The sequence below is a fragment of the Paenisporosarcina sp. P5_A11 genome (assembly GCF_056400705.1).
Map to the genome: position 1 here is coordinate 60,889 of NZ_JBFUKT010000002.1, position 18,531 is coordinate 79,419.

Sequence of the window (18,531 nt, forward strand, 5' to 3'; positions counted from 1 at the left end):
TTTAGTTGCTATCTTGTTTTACCATGTACCGTTTAGGAGGATAGAATATGTCACTTAGAAGTCAGCTGCTAAAAGGAATATTAGATGGTTGTGTACTGGCTGTAATTTCGAAAGCACCGGTTTATGGCTATGAACTTTCAAAGAAACTGCAAGATCTTGGATTAGGTGACGTTAGTGAAGGAACCATTTATCCTGTCTTATTACGCTTACAGAAACATGCACTAATAGTGGGGGAAATGAAACCTTCAGAATCTGGTCCCAACCGAAAATATTATTCGTTGACGCAAGAGGGTTTCGTAGCACTCGACAGGATTTCTTCAGAATGGCAACAACTATCGGTGCCGATTAATGCTTTATTAATGAAAGGAGAGAATCTTCATGAACGTTAAAGAATTAATCGAACAAAATAATGAAAAACGAAAAGACTTGAATGAGGAAAATAAAAAAACCTACACAGATTTGATGTTATACATTCGCACTAAGTTAACATTGTCTGAGAAGCAGTCAGAAGAAGTATTAATAGAAATGTTAGATCATTTATTAGATGCTCAAGAAGAAGGGAAGACGGCTAATCAAGTGTTTGGTGAAAATCCACAAATTTTTGCGGATGAACTCATTGAACAATTGCCGGAAGAAGAGAAGCGTGACATGGTCAAGTTTGTAGGACAGCTTGCCTTTAGCTTAGTGGGCTGGTTTCTAGTTGCGCGTGGGATAGTGTTGTTATTATTTTCTTCCTTTGTAGAAGTTAGCACTACTGTCTATATGATTCCGACCCTCATTATTTTTGGATTGCTTGCCAGTATTGTGTTTCTAGGTGTAAAAGTAATCTTTGGATTAATCCATCATTCACTCTTTAAAGAAAAATCGAATGATAAGATGAATATGGTCAAAGCAGGTTTGTTTGGGGGAGGGAGTTTCGCGGTTATACTAGCAGCTAATTATTACATCCGTGGTTTCGGTCCAACATTTGAATTTCCATGGACAGCATCAATTGGAGCGGGTACCGTATTTTTATTAATTTCTTGGTTAATGAAATTCAAAACGAAGATTTAGGCCGGGGTAAAGATAGTATTCTTGCATTGTTTAAAAAGAGACTGACTCCAGACAGAGTCAGTCTCTTTTGGTTAATTATTACTCTTAAGCGCCTTCAAGACTCATCAATGTTGCTTCATACTCAACTAATGCTTCATCAAGTAATTGCAATCCTTCTTCAATTTGTTCTTTTGTCACAACCAATGGAGGGATCATTCTAATGACTTCTCCATGGTTTCCGCATAGATAGAATAAAACGCCTTTTGTAAGCGCTGAATCAAGGATTTTTAACAATCCTTCACCATTTGGTTCACCTGTTGCTGGATTAATAATCTCAATACCGATCATTAAACCTACCGCACGGATGCTTCCAATAACACTGTGTCGTTCTTTCATACTCTCAAGCAGTTTGACTGCATAACTACCCATTTGTTTTGTGTTTTCAAGAAGATTTTCTTCTTTCATCACTTCTAATGTTGCTAGTGCTACAGAACAAGCGATTGGATTACCACCAAACGTTGTACCATGACTTCCAAGTGGCCATTGTTTCATTAGTTCACTAGACGCAACCGTTGCACTAAGTGGAAGGCCTGATGCAATACCTTTAGCAATCGCCATAATGTCCGGCGTCACATCAAATGTTTGCGCTGCAAACCATTCACCTGTTCGACCAAATCCAGTTTGTACTTCATCAAAGATAAGCAAAATTTGATGACGATCGCAAATTTCTCGAACTTTCTTTAACCAGCCTTTTGGTGGAACGACATAGCCGCCTTCGCCAAGGACAGGTTCTAAAATTACACAAGCTACTTCTTCAGGTGTTACTTGATGGCTAAATAAAGAGGCGAAATCTTTTTCCAATTTCTCGATTGAGTAAGCCTCAGGGTCGGAATCGGCTGGGCATTCTTTAACATTTGCGTAGGGTACTTGATATGTTAGACCAGATGGTTGCATAAATTTACGGTATTTACTTTTTGATGTAGTTACACTTAATGCTCCTAATGAACGTCCATGAAAACCACCTGTGAAGGACACGACATAAGGGCGTTTTGTTACATACTTAGCAAGTTTAAGCGCACCTTCAACGGCTTCTGTACCACTATTAGCGAAGAAGAAACAATCAAGATCCCCGGGCATGATTTCGGCAAGCTCATCTGCTAAACGTAAAATAGATTCATACATAATGACGCCTGAAGGACCATGCATCAAACCGTCTGCAGCATCTTTAATTGCTTGAACCACTTTTGGGTGACGGTGTCCAACATTTGTAACAGCAATTCCAGAAGTGAAATCAAGATATTTCTTTCCATCTACTCCGAAGTAATAACAGCCTTCTTCTTTGACAACCGGTAGATTTGGATGATCTTTCGCCATACTTGGTGCTAAGCGATTTGGCATATTTTTAACAAGATGATCCCATTTCTTTTCCATACAATTGACCTCCATAATCTAATTGCCATACTCTATAAGTTTACTAACAGGGAACAATGTCTTTATTTGATGGATTTCAAACTTTCTTCCCGTATTAGAGATAATAATTCGTCTTTATAATGCCCGAATTCTGGTGTGCTTTTCATACTGAACTCTCTTGGTCTTTCAAGTGTAATCGGAATTTTCTTCTTTAATCGTCCTGGTCTTGCTGTCATGACATAAACAGAATCTGCTAAGAAGATGGACTCGTCTACATCGTGTGTAATAAACAAAATTGTCTTTTTAGATTCTTCCCAAGCTTTTAGTAATACTTCCTGCATGATGGTTCTTGTTTGGGCATCTAATGCTCCAAAAGGTTCATCCATTAATAAAATTTTAGGGTCATTTGCCAAAGCACGTGCTATAGCTACACGTTGTTTCATGCCACCTGATAACTGTATTGGGTAATGCTTTTCAAATCCTTCTAAACCGATTAGTTGCAAGTAATGTCTCGCCAAATCATCGCGTTCTTTTTGAGAAACTCCATTTAACTCCAAACCGAATGTGATATTATCTTTGACATTTAACCAAGGGAATAAGGTATAAGATTGAAAGACCATTCCACGATCGGGTCCAGGACCATTAATTTCTTTACCATCCAGAAGAACTTGACCTGAATTAGATTCTTCTAAGCCTGCGACTATTCGCAAAATGGTTGATTTTCCACATCCAGAAGGTCCTAAAATAGTAACAAACTCACCATCAGCCACAGTGAAGGAAGTTTTTTCAAGTGCCGTGGTTTCTCCAGCTTTCGTTTTATATATTTTACCTACATCTCTAATTTCTAATTTAGGTGTAATGATTTGAGGAATAATAATCTCCTCACTTTTTGAAGCGAATTTTCCTGTTGTAGTGAATTCTGATTTTTGTGCAACCATGTTAAAAACCGTCCTTTCTCATCCAAGAAAATGAAGCTCGGTAGATGGATTTAAACATGATATCCGTAATAAGCCCAAGTAAACCGATAATTAATATACCAACAATAATTTTTTCGGGTTGTAGAAAACGAGAAGCTTGCATGATCATATAACCTAAACCACTAGAGGCCCCAACAATCTCTGCTACTACTAAATAAGTCCAAGCCCAGCCAAAGGTAATTCGAAGTGTATCAACGATACCAGGTAGGGAAGCAGGCAATATGACTTTCGTGAAAATTTGTGCATTTTTTGCTCCTAATGTATACGAGACATCAATTAAATCGTTTTGTACATTTTTTGTAACATCCATCACCATAAGAGTAAGTTGGAAAAACGTACCTAAAAATATGACCGCCATTTTTTCTGTTTCACCAAGACCAATCCAGAGAATTAATAAGGGAATAAACGCTGAAGCGGGCATATATCGAATGAATCCAATGATAGGCTCAAAAGCTCCTTCCATTATGCGTAATGAACCCATCAGTATCCCTAATGGAATCCCAATTAATGCAGCAATCATAAATCCAGTAAATACTCTTGAAAAACTTATGCCAATATCAGCAAATATTTCTCCACTTACAAACATCTCAGTTGCAGTTGCTAAAACGGCTGTAGGAGTAGGTAAAAAGAGTGGATTTACAAATTCACTGTAACTAAGTAGAGACCATATTCCAAGAACAAATATAAACGTTATAAATCCGGCTGATGAATAAATCTTCTTTGATATTTCTTTATTTGGAGTTAACCATTTTGATGCCATTAAAATCCCTCCATCTATGTATCTATTTGAAATAAAGTAGAACACAAGAGGCATAAACGATGCCTCTTAAGTTAAACTCTGTAATATCGTTATTGGTTCAGTGAAAAACGATACGCCTATACGTAGTCTATTACTTTATTCTTGAATAAAACTGCCATTAATTACATCGTCAGCCTTCAAGTCTTTTTCAAGCATATCTTGGTCTTTGTAAAACTGAATCGCATTTTCTGCTGATTGATAAATCGAACCTTTTTCGCTCTTTGTACCGAATAATGTTTCATTATCTTCTTTTGCAAAGAATTTCAATCCTGTTTCAGTTGCTTCAAACTCTGCTACATCAATATTAAGGCCTTTTGCCATAATTTCATTAGCTTCTTTTTTATTCTCTTTCCAGTAATCCATTGCTTCACCCATTGCTTTAACAAATGCTTTTACATCTTCAGGACGTTTATTAATAACGTCTTCTCTAAACGCAACCGTGTCAATGATAATACCAGGCAAATCTTTTGTTGATAATAATACTTTACCGTTCGCTTCTGCTCCTTTAGTTAACCAAGGTTCCCAAGTTACAGCGGCATCAACTTTTCCAGCAGCAAAAGCTGCCCCAGCATCACCAGCAGACATTTGAACGACTGTTACATCTTCTTCTGTTAATCCACCTTTTTCTAATGCAGTTAATGCAAGCATTTGGCTGGTTGAACCTACTTCAAATGCAATTTTTTTCCCTTTTAAGTCTTTAACATCTTTAATTTCCTTTTTAACAAGAATTCCATCCCCGCCGTATGAATCATCCAATAACCATACAACTTGTACTGGAATATCAGCACCTGCCAACGTTACTTGAACATCCAATGCTGTTGCCATTCCATCAATTTTGCCGCCAGCTAAAGCTGCTTTACGTTCTGCAAGTCCTTCAATAATTGATAGCTCAACGTCTAGACCATTTTTTTCGAAAAAGCCTTTTTCTTTAGCCAAGAACAGTGGTCCATATCCAGTCCAAGTAGGAAGCGTTACTTTTAACGGTTCTGATGACTTTCCATTTTCAGTCGCGGCAGATCCTTTTTCTTTTCCGCAAGCTCCCAACGCAAGTAGTAACATAAGTGAACATAAAATTAATAACCATTTCTTCATCCCAATTTCCCCCTATTTCATATTCATAAGTGAAGCTTCCATTAATGGCGTAGGCCATAGTAAGTGGTCCATGATGTATAAGTAATGTTAAGTAGGTCAATAAAGCAGCCCGCGCTAGTTATGTGTTTCTGTAGCAATGCTCTCCGGGTTTACTAAACACCTCCTTTACTATTTTCTATTGCCATAACGGGATTAAGGCATTTTAGGGAAATTACTTTAATCGTTTTCTTCTATTATTGAAGAGTTAGAATATTTTTTTAACTTACGAACGACAGAAGGTTGGCTAATTCCTAATACATGTGCCATCTCTGTTGTTGTTTTATAACGTTTTTGGGCATTCAATAATACTTTCTTTTCAACAAACTCCAAAATATGAGGCAGGGTTTGTCCATCGAACTCAATGCCGATATGTTCTCCTTCGGAAGGTTGGTACTGTAAAGGTAAGTCTTGAAGACTCATTTTAGTTGATTCACTTCCAATATAGAGTCGTTCAAAGACATTTCTTAACTCCCGAAAATTTCCTTTCCATTCGAGTTGAAGGAGGTGGATAAAGAGTTCATCTGCTATGTTTTTTTCGGATTTATACTGTTCATTTAACTCTTTTAAATAAATAAAAATGGCTTTTTGTAGATCTTCTGGTCTTTCACGTAATGGCTTTAACTGAATAGGAGCGATATGAAGTAAATAGAATAGATCTTCTCGTAATTTACCTTGTTTCACTAACTCTTCTAACGGAAATTCACTCATCGCAATAATCCTAAAAGATGACTGTTTATGAAGAAGATTAAAAAGAACTGATTGGGAAGCAAGAGTCAAGTGATCAATTTCTTTTAGTACAAGTGAACCACCATCTGCTAGGGTTAAATAACCTTGTGACTTAGAGTCTGGATAACCGGTGAAAGCGCTTTTAAAAATTGTATCGGGTATCGAGCCACAATTAACTTCAATAAAAGGTCCATCACTTCGATTGCTTTGCGAATGAATAAATTTAGCTAACGATGTTTTACCAACTCCGCATTCACCTTGAATAACAATTGGCGCATCAATTCTTGCCATTTTAAGAGCTGTCTTTACCGCACGGGTTGAAGATTGACTGACCATAATAGAGCCATTTATTTGAATGTGTTGATCTCTTAAATGAGCTAATTCTTCTTTTACTTTTGACATTTCAGTTTCTAAATCTTGCAAGTACTCTTTCATGACAATCAACTCAGAAAGTTCATAGGAATAACTAATAACAAACTCGACTTCACGAAGATCATTGAAAAGAGGAATCCCTGTAATAAGTACTTTGCGACCAGATGGAGTCGTTTGTACGGTAACTACTTTTTTCTTTTGCTTAACTACTTCAGGTGTAATGGCAGGTGAAAAAATCCCTTGTGCTTCTAAGTCATAAACAGACTTACCTAAAAGCTCTCCTGGCGATAGGCCGTAATGTTCGCCACTAATTTGCGTTACTTTAATAATTTTTCCTTCTCGCGTAGTGATAATAATATCTTCGTCATGTGTATCTATGATTTCCTCATCGGTATTTGGAAGTAATAACATTGAATTCATTATTGAACTCCTTTATTCATTCTTGTATAAGACTATACAATACTGAATAATCTAATTACAAGTACAATTTAAATAATTCTAATAATTTATTTTTTATAAAGAATTAATAGGGAATTGCAAGTGTGAGATAATTCCCTAAAAATCAAAAAGACGCCCTATTAAGGCGTCTAGTTTAGGCGATTTTTGTTATGAATCACTCAGAATGAATGGCTTATTGCACTGTTTTTACAATTATTTCTTCCGGATGACTTTCCATGAAGTCCTTGATATTTCTTCGAGTTCAGAAGCATCAAGTTTGAATGTTAAAGCACCTACATTGTCTTGTGCATGATGAACTTTAGTGGCACCTGGAATTGCAAAAACCGTCTCTCCGTGATAATGAATAGTCCAGTTTAAAGCAACTTGGCTAGCACTTACATTGTATTTTTCGCCAATTGCATCCAATAAAGAAATGAGGGGTTTAGATTCTGCTAACCCAGATTCTTTAAACTTACGTTGATGTCTTCTTGGACCTTTAGCATCTTGAATTAACGAAGGATTATCATGAAATTTCCCTGTCAGCAATCCTTGTTCAAGAGGTGAATAGGCAATAATAGAAATACCAAGTTCCTGTGCGCGTTCTAATGTTCCGTTCTCTTCAATTCTTCGATCAAGTAAACTGTATTTCACTTGATTTGAGGCAAGAGTTTGGCCGTTATCCTTCAAAATTCGATGTGAATTGCCCATGGCTGAAGCGTTAAAATTACTTACACCAACATGGTTGATGTGACCGTCTTCCACAAGACTAACCATCGCTTTGATTTGGTTTTCTACAGAAGAAAGAGAATACGGTTGATGGATTTGATACAAATCAATCGGTCGGTTACTTAATGCTTGTTTTCGAGTCTCAATTGTTTTTGTAATAGAGTTCGCCCTTCGAAACATTGGCCACCATTTGGTTGCAATTTTAGCATCTTCTGGTGAGGCTCCGATATTTTCAAGGGCTTTTGCTAATATCTTTTCGGACTCTCCACCACCATACACTTCGGCAGTATCGAACCAATTGATACCACCATCTAAAGAAGTTTTGATAATTTCTTCCGTCATTTGGTCATCTAAAACGCCCCAAAACTTACCTACGACACCAGTCCCTTTACTAAACTGCCATGTTCCGAGTCCAAGGGGGGACAAGAGTAATTCTGTTTGACCTAAAGGTCGTTTCTTTATGTTGTTTTGCATAGACTTCAATCCTCCAAAAGAGCGCTATTTGGGGTAAGTGTAACACTTTTTCTCTGAAGTTAGCGAATCTCTAACAGTTTGAAAGTTTTGTGAAATTACTCCATAATAAAAATTAGCAAGTTTACTTCATAAGGGGGAAAAACTGTGAAAAATGATTTAGAATTTGATATGGAAATGGCAAGAGAATACGATAAAGGAATTCGTCGTGCTTTGCCTACTTATGATGCAATGTTTCGCATGGTTCAGTCCTTTCTAAGAGCTCATGTAAAAGACGAAGCAAACATCTTAGTCGTCGGTGCTGGTGGAGGAAATGAAATCGTAACGTTTGGAAAAGCTAATCCATCATGGACTTTCGCGGGTGTTGATCCTTCTGAAGCGATGCTTGAAGTAGCGATGCAAAAAGCGAAAGATGAAGGCATTGAAGAACGAGTGTCAGTTTATACGGGGACGATTGAACAAATGGACTTTAAAGAAACATTCGATGCCGCTACCTGCTTACTTGTATTACATTTTGTAGAAACAGTTGAAGGTAAACTAAGTCTATTAAAAAAGGTAAAAGATAATTTAGAGCCAGGGGCTCCTTTCGTTCTAGTGTCAATGTATGGAGATCAGTCTAAACCGGAATTTGATGAACGTATGAATTTATGGAAGTCAATCTGGTTAGATTTAACTGACTTAACTCAAGAGGATGTAGAAGGGATGGAGGAATCGGTTCGTGAACTATCCTTTATTCCGTCCGATCAAATTGAAGACCTTTTAGAATTAGCAGGATTTGAGAGGGTTACACAATTCTTTTCTACCACACTATTTGGTGGATGGATTGCACATTCAACAAAGTAAAAAGACAGGGCCTAAGCCTTGTCTTTTTATTCTGTGTAGGGTGCTTGGAAATAAAAGTTAGCTTTTTTAGAAAGCTCAAGGGGATTCAACTCATGAAAATCAGTGTTATTTAAGTTTTTTCGCTCAAACACCATATTGAATATGGCACCATCATAATCTGGATTTCCGTTTAAATCCTCAATCGGAGTTTCGATGATTAAATCCACTTCTTGAACCTTCCGTTGTTTCTTAATATCTTGCAGAACATTTACACAACTAGCGAGGGTATCTGCTTTAAACTCTTCATAAGATTCATCTTCAAAAGTATAGGTAAAAACGATGATTTTCATCTTGCCAGTTTCCTCATTAAATTCAATAAGCTTTACTGCATCTTCTTCAATTTCATGACGATATCCGAAGTTTTCCATGATGGTGTGTCTAATTATTTGATCCGATTTGCTAATTGTTGTCCTTTTTTCTTCCGAATTGGCTTGTCCAGAACAGCCAGCAATTAAAGTTAAAAGGAATATCATAACTATTTTTTTCAATCGAACTCATTCTCCTTCAATTGGATTCGATAGAATTATAATCTAATACGGAAGTAATTGGTATATATTCCATTACAAGTTGTTGATTACCTCATTTCCCAAAGAAATTCTCTATTTAAATCAACTATGTTGTAAAAAGGTTTCTACTTTTACTATAACGGGAACTTTACATATAAGATTACTAGTAGAGGAAGTGCCTTAAATGGATACAATATCAAAAACCGAAGCTAAGAATAAAATGAAGGAAGCAAAACCATGGGTACGTCGATTTGGGCGATTCGGCTATATGACAAAAGGCGTTGTTTACGGAATGATTGGAGTTCTAGCAGCACTTGCGGCTTTCGGACCTAGAGGGGATACCACAGGTGCTTCAGGTGCGTTACAATCCATTTCGGAAATGCCTTTTGGAGAAGTGGTACTATGGATAATTGGAATTGGTTTAATTGGATATATTGTATGGGATTTCATCAAAGCCATTAAAGATCCTGAAAACGAAGGTACGGATGCAAAAGGTCTCATTAAACGGACTGGTTATTTTATTAGCGGAATCATTTATGCGAATTTGGCTTTTGGTGCCATTAAATTGGCAAGTCACACTGAAAACGCAGGTGGTGGTGACTCCGAAAAACCGATATCTGCTAAGTTAATGGAACAACCATTTGGTGTGTGGTTAGTTGGTATAGTAGGCGCCATAATAATTGGGTATGGTCTGTATGAACTGTTAAGTGGGATTAAAGAGAAGTTTATGGAGAAATTCAAAACATATGAAATGAACGATAAAGAACTTAAAGTAGCACGTATTTCTGGGAAGATTGGATTAATTGCACGTGGAGTAGTACTAAGTATGGTTGGATTCTTTTTTATCGAAACTGCCTATACCCATGACCCGAACCAATCGAAAGGTCTTGGAGGAGCTTTAGACGAGATGGCAAGTCAACCATTTGGTCAATTCTTGCTCGCAATGGTAGCGGTTGGTCTAATCCTATACGGTATTTATCAAATTATTCGAGGTCGTTATCAACATATGAATTTTGGCAACAAAGGAAAATAAAAAAGAGAACCTTTCATATATGTGAATGGTTCTTTTATGTTTACACACTTAATAATTCAGAAGAAATAGAATGTGATAATATTAGAAAATAGAAAGATTAGATACCTAATTAACGAACGAAGGTTCAGTAAAGGAAGAATTCATTATGCGCGTGTATGTAGCACTCGTTACTCTTAGTCTCGTTTGGGGACTTTCTTTTGTATTTATTTCAATTCTTAGCGAACCCGCAGGTGTATGGGGGACCGTTTTTATTCGCTGTTTAGCTGGGGCATTATTATTATTACCATTATTGTGGTATAGAAAAAAAGACATCATAAAACCTATTCCATGGAAACCATTATTATTAGTTGGTGTGATGAATGCTGGTTTGCCATGGGGATTGATTGCTCTTAGTCAAACTCAAATAGACAGTAGCCTAGCTGCCGTCCTAAATGCCTTTACGCCCATATTCACAGGATTAATGGGGTTACTGTTTTTTGGTTCCATATTACTAAAACAGCAATGGATAGGAATAGCGACTGGCTTCGTCGGCATTTTGATTATAATGGACTTTGATATTTCGTTATTATTTGGAGAAAGTTTTGTAGGAATTGGTACGATGATCATAGCCACCATGTGTTATGGTTTTTCTTCACATTACGTACGCAAACATTTAAAAGATGCAGGAATTATTATTGTTACAACTTGTACGTTAATAGTTGGAGCATTTGTAGGTGGATTAATGATGATTTTTACAGAACCTAATCAATTACTTACGCTCTCACAAAATTTGAATGGTGAAATCCTATTTGCCATTATTGGGCTTGGTTTCTTTGGTTCAGGAATCGCTCATTTATTATTTTTCTATTTAATGAGAGAGCGAAGTCCAGAATTTGCGACTTCTGTAACTTATTTAATCCCAATTTCCGCTATTTTCTGGGGATATTTTTTATTAAAAGAGCCTATTTCCATTCATATGATTATTGGATTACTGGTCATTTTATGTGGTGTATACTTAACAACTCGCCCGAATCTAACATTCAATTTTTTCGCAAAAAGAAATAACCTATAAAATCTTCAAAACCACAACTATGCCGTTGTGGTTTTTTCTATGTCAGCAGGAACATTTTCGATAAGGAACCTTTCCACTATATAATCTGGATTAAATCGAAGACTTTACAGGAATAGTAAAAAAGGAGTGGGAAACTTTTATTTGCTGCATGTTTTGCTTAACAAGCACATATAAAGAAATAGACATTCTAAATAGTCTCTATGAGAAAAGAATGTTTTTTAAAAAGTTTCCACAAAATACATAATATTCAAACTATATTATGATATGCTCATTTCCATACTAGCTATTAGGAGGGTAAACGTATTGAAATTTAAAAAATATATAATCTTTATGGTAATTGCAGTGCTTGCATTTTTACCATTTCTAATTGAGGATAGTCAACCAAAAGTAATTGCTACGGATGAATATGCCCAGTTAGGAAATAGCATCAATAAAATCCTTCAAGACCAACGGCTCGATGGTGCTACAACCGGAGTCAGTATTCGAAAAGCTACTACTGGTGAAATTGTGTATGATCATTTTGGTGAAACTAGATTACATCCGGCATCCAACATGAAACTATTGACAGCAGCAGCTGCTCTAGAAACTCTAGGTGAAGATTACCGTTTCACTACGGAAGTGTTAACTGACGGTCAACTTAAGGGTGGTGTTTTAAAAGGAAACGTGTACTTGAAAGGGAAGGGAGACCCAACATTACTGAAACAAGATTTCGATGCTTTTGCCCAAAATCTTGTTTCTAAGGGGATAAAGAAAATTAACGGAGATTTGATTGGAGACGATACTTGGTACGATAAAATCCGTTTATCATCAGATATAAACTGGTCGGACGAATCTTATTATTATGCTGCCCAAGTCTCTGCGCTTACTGCATCCCCAAATGCAGATTTTGATGCGGGCTCAGTCATTGTGGAAGCACATGCAAACTCAACTATTGGAGAGCAAGCTACAATTAAGGTGTCACCGGAGACTGATGTAGTGAAAATTATCAATCGCTCCACGACGGTTGCTTCAGGAACGAAAAACRTTACGATTGAGCGGGAACATGGAACTAATAATGTCGTTATTGAAGGCACAGTTCCAGTTGGGGGAACCGTTACACGTGAATGGATTGCAGTTTGGGAGCCTTCATATTATGCGCTTGATCTTTTCAAGAAATCATTAACGGAACAAGGCATAAAGTTTGTCGGCAGTAAACCTCAAGTGACTTTGGGGAAAGCGCCAAAACAAGCTCAATTGCTAACATCAAAAGATTCGATGACGCTTAAAGAATTATCGATTCCATTTATGAAATTGAGTAATAATGCACATGCAGAGGTATTGGCTAAAGAGATGGGCAAGGTAGTATATGGTGAGGGAAGCTGGGATAAGGGACTTCAAGTGATTGGGGAAAATTCTTCTAAACTAGGTTTGGATATGGAGAGAATTATGATTCGAGATGCCTCAGGGATGTCACATATCAATTTGATTCCATCAAATGAAGTAACAAATCTTCTCGTTTCTGTTCAAAAAGAACCTTGGTATCCTACATTTTTAAATTCTCTTCCAGTAGCAGGTGTAGCTGAAAGGTTTGTTGGAGGGACTTTGCGTAATCGTATGAAAACAGAGCCAACAGTTGGCAATGTCAAAGCCAAAACGGGAACATTAACTGCCGTTTCTGCTTTATCGGGATATGCCACTACGAAAGATGGAGAGTTGCTTGTTTTCTCGGTGCTCATTAACAATGACTTAGCAGCTGTAACTCCAATTGAAGATCAAATTGCCACTGCTATAGCCAACTATACAAAATAAAAATAACGACTAGCTTCCCAAATGAAAATGTGGGAAGCTATTTTTAGGTAGTACAAATACGAATTTAAGGAGACACAAATGTTAACGACTAAGCAATTAAAGGATATTGAAATACTTCAAAAAGAATGCGAAAGATATGACAGCTTACAACTAAAACTTAACTGGGAAATGCTACGTAGCCGTGAGACGGATCAATTTGATTTTCTAAAGTATGAAAATGAAGAATTGATCGCATTTTTGGGTGTATATTCATTTGGTTCAACTGCAGAAGTATGCGGAATGGTGAAACCTAACGAACGCCGTAAAGGTTATTTTAATGAGATGTTTAATAAAGCAAAAGAAACGATCAAAGATCAAGGTTTTAAGAAAGTACTACTTAATGCCCCAGCAAGCTCAGATGCAGCAAAAACATTTCTAGGCAAACATGGAGCTAGTTACAAATTCACTGAACATCAAATGCATTGGCAACCACAAATACTCGAAGCATCAGACGGTTTCATTTTGAGACACGCAACGATAGAAGATATAGACATGAGAGTTCGATTGGATATTGAAGCGTTCGGAGTGCCAGAAGAAGACGCTAGAGCGATGGAAAGTCGGATTGACAGCGATGAAGACACCGATATGCTCATGATTATTGTGGATGACAATACGATTGGAAAAGTCAGAGTGAAACGTGAAGAAGGAGAAGCTTGGATTTATGGTTTCTCCATTCTACCCGAGTACCAAGGAAAAGGAATAGGACGAAATGTACTTCGTAAAGTTGTAAATGAACAAAATGAATTAGGACATTCCGTTCATTTGGAAGTCGAAACAAAAAATGCACACGCATTAAAGCTATATGAATCGGTAGGATTTAAGGCAGTACATGCACAAGATTACTATGAGTACAAAATAAAAACCGACTCAAAGTGAGTCGGTCCGATTAAAGTGTATCTAATTTTTCATAAAAAAGCGAAAGCATCATTTGGATTTGATTAATATTCTTTTAACATATTGCTTTTCTTTTCATCGTTAAACTCAAGAACTTCATGTGAAGGGTCATAAGATTCACCATAGAAATGTTGATCTTTAAAAGTATGAATGTTTTCATATGTCCATTTCATGGCTTTATAAATATCTAATTCATCTTCATTAACTGGAGACCAATATAAAATTTCTAACACTGTATTTTCGCCTGTCGCGAGAGATCGTCGAATGTAACCTATGCGTGATGCATGTTTGAAGTCTTCACGAGCATAGAATTTAAGACGTTTTTCAGTGTCGGTATCTTCATAATTTACTGGTTCCACTTCGAGTAATATAGGCTTGTTTTTTTCTTTTAATTGATTTAATAGCTTACGACCTAATCCTTCACCTCGAGCATCTTTAGATACAAATAAGTAATCAACAAATACAAAATTCTCAAACTCAACGTACATAAGTACGTGTTTTGGACCTTCATCTTTTATATAAACATTACCTTTTTCAGCTAGTAATGTTTCCATGTGCTCTTTTGATTTCATTTCTTCAACTGGGAAGTATTGATTGAGTTTTTCGTACCAATTCATTTAAACAGTCTCCTTAAAAGTGTATTTACGCGGAGTTTTTGTTTGTGTAGTATCTTAAGAGGAAAAAAGTAGGCGATAAAAAATCCTCGGTATTATATTTACCCACTTTTCTAGATGTCTAAACATTTTTCTGGAAAGTTTTTATTTGAAGCTAATAGTTGATCGGGAAAGTTGTCAATTGGAAAGAAACCCGACCTAAAAGTTTCTTCTTTGTTTGCTTGAAGTGTTCCTTTAAAGGTGTTTGTTCGATAAACCACTGTTACTGAATAAAATTCATTTCCATTATCAATTTTAAATAATAGTCTGGACCAGAAAAAACGTGAAGTAGTTCTAAATTTGAAACGAATAATCCAGTCTCTTCTAAAACTTCCTGACTTGCGGTTTCTTCCAAACTTTCACCTAAATCCATAAACCCACCTGGTAAACCGAATAATCCTGGTTTACGTTCTTGCAACAGTATTTCATTAAATTCATTTTGAATGATGACCAACGCTCCCGGTAAGATAAGGGAAAGGTTTCCCGCATATTGACGTATTTCTTGATAATATTCTATGATTTTATCCTCCCTAAAACATTTATACTATGTATACCCTTTATTGCCAAAAATAACTTATAATAAGAGTCACAATCATATTCAAGGACGTGAAATTTTTGACGAAAAAGCTTTGGTTTCAAGTAGGAGTAGGAATACTACTCGGGTTAGTTATTATTAGAATGTTTATAGAAGTAAAAGGAATTTTCTCACCGCTGTTTATTATCGGTCAGACAATCTTCCTACCACTTTTACTTGGGGGAGTATTATTTTATTTAACAAGACCGATTCTGAATTTTTTAGATTCAAGAGGATGGAAGAGATGGACAAGTTTATTAGCCATCTTTGTAGCATTGGGTCTCATTTTCTGGATATTCTCATCCATCATTGGTCCTGCAATAACAAAACAAGTTAACCAATTAGTTGAAGAGGCACCTGCAATTACACAAGGCGTAGAAGACATGATTAATTTTGTTATAAATCAAAAGGACCGGCTTCCAGATTCTATAGAGCAATCAATAAACGATCAATCTAGTAAAGCAACAGATATTGCTAAAGGATTCAGTAATTGGGTAGTTGTATTCGTTCAAAGTATTGCTCAAGGGTTATTTGCATTAGTATTAGTTCCGTTCTTTCTTTTTTATATTTTGAAGGATCATGAAAAGTTCGCCCCTTTTATTGCTAACTTCTTTAGTGGCGAACGTAAAACATGGATTCGCAAAACTCTGGTGGACATCGATGGGACTTTAAAGGCATACATTCAAGGTCAGCTTGTGGTTAGTGTTGCAGTTGGGATTTTGTTGCTGATAGGCTACTTTATAATTGGTCTAAAATACGCACTCCTTTTAGCGTTTTTCGGATTGTTAACAAATGTTATTCCGTTTTTAGGTCCTTTTATTGCCGTCATTCCCGCATTGATTATTGGTTTCATTCAAGAACCACAGATGGCCATTTATGTAGCAATAATCATGCTTATCGCACAACAAATTGAAAGTAATTTAATTTCGCCAAACGTAATGGGAAGAGCACTGGATATTCATCCTCTAACCGTCATAACCATTATTTTAGCTGCAGGAAATATAGCCGGTTTATGGGGGGTCATTTTAGCTATTCCTACGTATGCAGTTATTAAAACAATTTTGAAAAATGCTTATGCTAGACGATCAGAAATTAAAGAAGCAGCAACATCAACAGTAGAAGAAGAATAGCAAAACAACAAAACCCGGTCACTGGAGCGACCGGGTTTTGTTTATTTTGGATATCTTTCTTCACTTGCTGAAGTGTCTTTAGAATGACTTTTATATTCTTCGTCTTTAACTTTTTGATTTAATTCCTCAACGGGGACGGCATCAACCGTTTGCATATCTTCATGCATATCGAAAAGACTTTCTTTTTCTGTTTCAACTAAATCGGGATTGTCTAATTTACGGCCTTTTTGATTTTTGTGTTCTTTATCATCAAAAGGTTTGTTCGTCATATCAATCCGTCCTTGCACATACTTATTTTCTCACCATATTAACTAACATGTGAGCTAAAGCATGTTGTTGATCTTTGTCGCCTGACTTCCATAATTCTTGTAACAAGTTTTCTTCACTGTTTTTTGGCTCTTCATTATTTGCTAAATATCCAGCTACTTTCTCAGCTGTTTTCGCTAGTTGTTCTTCACCCAGACCTAATTTTTCACCCATTGCAACTTTGTCGCCAAGATAAGATTTAAAGGTTGAAAAATTCGCTAAAATTTCATCTTTCTTTTCAGGACTAACGTTTTTTAATTCTTCTTGAACTTTACCTTGAATGTTTTCCATGTCGTAGACACGCTCCTTTTCATCTTCTTAGGTTAGGTTTATCCTAATTCCACTCAAGTAAAACATCCCAATGTGTAAAATGGGTATTTCATCCTATTCGTGAGGGCAAAAACCACATTTTAGCAAACCAGGGACATCTTTTGAAAAACAACATGTCGTACGAACTGTGGTATTCAATAATTGAGCAGGTTCTAAACCTTTTAAATACGTGTTGAAGAGAGATTTTGGAGCTATTCCATCCCAAACTTCATCTGATTTTAATATTTCCAAATCTATTTTGGCTTGCTTTGAAGTAGAGGAGTGGGAGAGCATAACTGCATAATGCCACAACAGAAATCCAAATACATTTTCCCATAATGTTAAAGGAGAAACAGATGAATGCTCACGGATTTTTATAAGCAAGCTATGTATTTGATCCTTTAATATTTTTCGGATTATTACTTGACGAGGCTCGTTTTCAATATCGACATAGTGATTTTTATTGATATACATGCTGATGCCTTTATTTCCGTATTCCACATTTGCAGCAAACTGTAAGTCATCAAGTTCACCTAACCATACTTCATCGTAAGTGGCTAACATGACAAATTGTGTTGATGCAAACATGCCATAGCGACGCATGAGATAAGAGGCGGCAACGGTTCTGTTGTCTATCCCTGTAACTGCTTGTACAACAGACAAAAAATCAATGTCTTGTAATTGTTTCAGTGTAAATAATGCATGAGCTGGTGGAGTTACATAGGTGCTGTACATATTTAATTGTCGGATTTGATCGTTCGTTAAAGTAGTCATAAATTAAGTATACAAAATTTTACCGAATAAAGTATTGACTTGTTAAGTGATAATGATTATCATTATCGTATAAGAGAATTTCTTTCTGAAAATTAGGGAAGAAACCATGTCAGCGACTTTTCTCCAAATCGACGCTGATTAACTTCAAACTTAACCCCCCTCATCGTTAAGTTGTGGAAGTCTAGATTATCGGATCCGTGCTCAATGCATGGATTTTTTTTGTTTCAGTGACTATTTTTTTATAGTTTGTTGTGACAATTTATATAAAGGATGATTGATTTCTTTGATGTAAGAGGGTTTTCAGTGCTCTTCTGACGCATCTTTTGTTGCACTATAATCTAGAGAATAAAGAGGTAGGCTTGCAGAAGCCGAAATTGTATCTTCAGCTACTTGGTTTGTTGAAGAGAGTGATGATTCATTAGTAAATCAAAATTTAAAAATCTAAAGGTTGTAGGTGAGCAACGAAGGCGTCCAAGCTGCAAGATTAACTGTACTAGTAAAAGGGGGACG

Annotated in this window: 20 protein-coding genes; 8 read left to right on the plus strand and 12 right to left on the minus strand. The window is 36.4% G+C overall.

Going from position 1 to position 18,531, the window contains the following annotated elements; all coding sequences use genetic code 11:
- Positions 1-47: 47 nt before the first annotated feature.
- Positions 48-389, plus strand: coding sequence for a PadR family transcriptional regulator (locus tag AC1DOS_RS01225; protein ID WP_108584946.1), 342 nt, complete (start codon positions 48-50; stop codon positions 387-389).
- Positions 379-1,053 carry a DUF1129 family protein gene (locus AC1DOS_RS01230; protein WP_477536089.1) on the plus strand — a complete coding sequence of 225 codons (675 nt, stop codon included), beginning with the start codon at positions 379-381 and terminating at the stop codon, positions 1,051-1,053. The genes AC1DOS_RS01225 and AC1DOS_RS01230 overlap by 11 nt, the downstream gene beginning before the upstream one ends.
- Positions 1,054-1,137: 84 nt before the next feature.
- Here AC1DOS_RS01230 and AC1DOS_RS01235 read toward each other — a convergent pair whose 3' ends face one another.
- The 6 genes from AC1DOS_RS01235 to AC1DOS_RS01260 form a co-directional block, all read right to left on the minus strand.
- Complete coding sequence (locus AC1DOS_RS01235; RefSeq protein ID WP_477536090.1) at positions 1,138-2,463, minus strand: aspartate aminotransferase family protein; 1,326 nt, start codon at positions 2,461-2,463, stop codon at positions 1,138-1,140.
- 62 nt (positions 2,464-2,525) lie between these two features.
- Positions 2,526-3,380, minus strand: coding sequence for an ABC transporter ATP-binding protein (locus AC1DOS_RS01240; RefSeq protein WP_477536091.1), 855 nt, complete (start codon positions 3,378-3,380; stop codon positions 2,526-2,528).
- A gap of 1 nt (position 3,381) precedes the next feature.
- On the minus strand, positions 3,382-4,179 hold the full coding sequence (locus tag AC1DOS_RS01245; protein WP_477536092.1) for an ABC transporter permease: 798 nt from the start codon (positions 4,177-4,179) through the stop codon (positions 3,382-3,384).
- Between the two features lie 135 nt (positions 4,180-4,314).
- Positions 4,315-5,310: an ABC transporter substrate-binding protein gene (locus AC1DOS_RS01250; RefSeq protein ID WP_477536093.1), complete on the minus strand. Its 996-nt coding sequence runs from the start codon at positions 5,308-5,310 to the stop codon at positions 4,315-4,317.
- A gap of 216 nt (positions 5,311-5,526) precedes the next feature.
- The gene (locus AC1DOS_RS01255) at positions 5,527-6,867 is read right to left on the minus strand and encodes a sigma 54-interacting transcriptional regulator (RefSeq protein WP_477536094.1); all 1,341 of its coding nucleotides are present in this window, start codon (positions 6,865-6,867) and stop codon (positions 5,527-5,529) included.
- Positions 6,868-7,098: 231 nt separating this feature from the next.
- Entirely contained in the window at positions 7,099-8,085 is a 987-nt protein-coding gene (locus AC1DOS_RS01260) for an aldo/keto reductase (RefSeq protein ID WP_477536095.1), read from the minus strand.
- 144 nt (positions 8,086-8,229) lie between these two features.
- Here AC1DOS_RS01260 and AC1DOS_RS01265 point away from each other — a divergent pair, with 144 nt between their 5' ends.
- Positions 8,230-8,925, plus strand: a complete 696-nt coding sequence (locus AC1DOS_RS01265; RefSeq protein WP_477536096.1) for a class I SAM-dependent methyltransferase — start codon at positions 8,230-8,232, stop codon at positions 8,923-8,925.
- Positions 8,926-8,951: 26 nt separating this feature from the next.
- Here the strand turns inward: AC1DOS_RS01265 and AC1DOS_RS01270 are convergent, their stop codons facing one another.
- On the minus strand, positions 8,952-9,452 hold the full coding sequence (locus tag AC1DOS_RS01270; protein ID WP_477536097.1) for a hypothetical protein: 501 nt from the start codon (positions 9,450-9,452) through the stop codon (positions 8,952-8,954).
- A gap of 202 nt (positions 9,453-9,654) precedes the next feature.
- On the opposite strand from AC1DOS_RS01270, the gene AC1DOS_RS01275 reads away from it, so the two are divergent.
- From AC1DOS_RS01275 to AC1DOS_RS01290, 4 genes are all read left to right on the plus strand, one after another.
- Entirely contained in the window at positions 9,655-10,503 is an 849-nt protein-coding gene (locus AC1DOS_RS01275; RefSeq protein WP_477536098.1) for a DUF1206 domain-containing protein, read from the plus strand.
- Between the two features lie 145 nt (positions 10,504-10,648).
- Complete coding sequence (locus tag AC1DOS_RS01280; RefSeq protein WP_477536099.1) at positions 10,649-11,554, plus strand: DMT family transporter; 906 nt, start codon at positions 10,649-10,651, stop codon at positions 11,552-11,554.
- A 330-nt stretch (positions 11,555-11,884) separates the two neighbouring features.
- Complete coding sequence (gene dacB, locus AC1DOS_RS01285) at positions 11,885-13,342, plus strand: D-alanyl-D-alanine carboxypeptidase/D-alanyl-D-alanine endopeptidase (RefSeq protein ID WP_477536169.1); 1,458 nt, start codon at positions 11,885-11,887, stop codon at positions 13,340-13,342.
- A 78-nt stretch (positions 13,343-13,420) separates the two neighbouring features.
- A complete protein-coding gene (locus tag AC1DOS_RS01290; RefSeq protein WP_477536100.1) occupies positions 13,421-14,257 on the plus strand; it encodes a GNAT family N-acetyltransferase in 837 nt (278 codons plus the stop codon).
- Positions 14,258-14,319: 62 nt separating this feature from the next.
- Here the strand turns inward: AC1DOS_RS01290 and AC1DOS_RS01295 are convergent, their stop codons facing one another.
- Both AC1DOS_RS01295 and AC1DOS_RS01300 read right to left on the minus strand, forming a co-directional pair.
- The gene (locus AC1DOS_RS01295; protein WP_108584957.1) at positions 14,320-14,892 is read right to left on the minus strand and encodes a GNAT family N-acetyltransferase; all 573 of its coding nucleotides are present in this window, start codon (positions 14,890-14,892) and stop codon (positions 14,320-14,322) included.
- A gap of 259 nt (positions 14,893-15,151) precedes the next feature.
- Entirely contained in the window at positions 15,152-15,382 is a 231-nt protein-coding gene (locus AC1DOS_RS01300; protein ID WP_477536101.1) for an NUDIX domain-containing protein, read from the minus strand.
- 161 nt (positions 15,383-15,543) lie between these two features.
- Here AC1DOS_RS01300 and AC1DOS_RS01305 point away from each other — a divergent pair, with 161 nt between their 5' ends.
- A complete protein-coding gene (locus AC1DOS_RS01305) occupies positions 15,544-16,632 on the plus strand; it encodes an AI-2E family transporter (RefSeq protein WP_108584958.1) in 1,089 nt (362 codons plus the stop codon).
- A gap of 41 nt (positions 16,633-16,673) precedes the next feature.
- Here AC1DOS_RS01305 and AC1DOS_RS01310 read toward each other — a convergent pair whose 3' ends face one another.
- The 3 genes from AC1DOS_RS01310 to AC1DOS_RS01320 all read right to left on the minus strand — a co-directional run bounded on the left by AC1DOS_RS01310 (position 16,674) and on the right by AC1DOS_RS01320 (position 18,021).
- Positions 16,674-16,901, minus strand: a complete 228-nt coding sequence (locus AC1DOS_RS01310) for a hypothetical protein (protein ID WP_477536102.1) — start codon at positions 16,899-16,901, stop codon at positions 16,674-16,676.
- 22 nt (positions 16,902-16,923) lie between these two features.
- A complete protein-coding gene (locus AC1DOS_RS01315; protein WP_477536103.1) occupies positions 16,924-17,229 on the minus strand; it encodes a DUF3243 family protein in 306 nt (101 codons plus the stop codon).
- 93 nt (positions 17,230-17,322) lie between these two features.
- Positions 17,323-18,021: a hypothetical protein gene (locus tag AC1DOS_RS01320; protein WP_477536104.1), complete on the minus strand. Its 699-nt coding sequence runs from the start codon at positions 18,019-18,021 to the stop codon at positions 17,323-17,325.
- Between the last annotated feature and the right edge of the window lie 510 nt (positions 18,022-18,531).